General features: G+C 47.4%; 1 protein-coding gene. It reads right to left on the minus strand.

The window, feature by feature from the left end; all coding sequences use genetic code 11:
* Nucleotides 1-1,323: fibronectin type III domain-containing protein (locus GMD1S_RS12315; RefSeq protein WP_000507540.1), on the minus strand; the 1,323-nt coding region annotated here is incomplete at both ends.

Genomic DNA, 1,323 nt, shown 5'->3' on the forward strand with positions numbered 1-1,323 from the left:
ACCATACTGGATGCGCGAATCGCGATCATCTATTTTTTCAATCGTATTGCCTGTTCCTGCTAGGATCTTGAAGTAGTCTAATGAAATTTTCGAGCGCTCACTACCACGTCCTTTGTGCTCACGTTTAACACTAAGAGTCAATGTGTGAGGTCCGTCAGATAGTCCTGCGAAGCGACCAATGAGACTACCTTTTTCAGTTGCTCCAGCAGTATGGAAGTCAAGCTCCCCGACTTCTTTGCCATCAATTTTAGCAGTGGCAAGACCTAGTTCAGACGATTTCAGTCCATAGATTTCGATACCAACGCCAGTGAAAGGAATGGTAGCAGTGAGATCTTCGTCTGTGTAGTCTCCTTTTGAAAGGTCAGCAAATTTCTCTGTTCCTCCAAATAATTCTGAGTCTGCCCAGTTTCCAAAGGCAGCTCCGTACTGGATGCGGCTATCTCGGTCGTCCATCAACTCGCTATAGGTTTCGACAGTGGCCTGTTCAGATACTTGTGTGGAAACTTCGCCCAGCATAGCCTTGACAGTATAAGTATAGGCGAGTTGAGGATTTAGTGATCGGTCAATAAAGTGGGTTTGATTGGTTACAAATTCTCTGGTCGCAGAGGTTTGGCCAGTTTCGTCTTTCACTTGTCTTTGGATGACATAGTGGGTAGCGCCTTCTACTTGGTTGAAGGTAAGTTCGGCAGTGACTCCATTTTGTCGAACGGCTGTCAGACTGGTCACACGGCCAGGGAAATGTTCAAAGGTAATGACGTCACCTTTTTGCGTTGCAAGCTGGATACGATTATCTTTAAGGATCGTTGCCTTGACTGGTTTGCCATTGACCTTGATTTGGCTAGCTTCGATATTTGGATAATCTACAACCAGGTCTCCACCGACATTTGAAAGGAAGGACAAGCTTTGCAGGTTTTTATCTTTCCACTTCATGCTGACTTCAAAGTTACCACGGGCAACCAAGCCAGAAACTTGACCGTCTTTCCATGCATCTGGAAGGGCTGGCAATGGTGCAATATAGCCAGTGTGTGATTGGAGAAGCATTTCTGCCATCCCACTGGTCGCTCCAAAGTTTCCGTCGATTTGGAAAGGCGCGTGGGTATCCCAAAGGTTTTCTAGAGTTGAGTACTTGAGCTGTTCAGCGAGTAAGCGATGGGCACGGTTACCGTCCAGCAGACGAGCCCAGAGGTTGATTTTATTGGCCTTAGACCAACCAGTCCCCCCATCTCCACGGTGATTCAAGGTAGCACGCGCAGCCTCTAGGTATTCAGCCTGGTCCTTGCTAAAGAGCGTACCTGGGAAGAGACCAACTAGATGGGAAACGTG

This window comes from Streptococcus sp. GMD1S (genome assembly GCF_000296875.1).
GTDB lineage: Bacteria > Bacillota > Bacilli > Lactobacillales > Streptococcaceae > Streptococcus.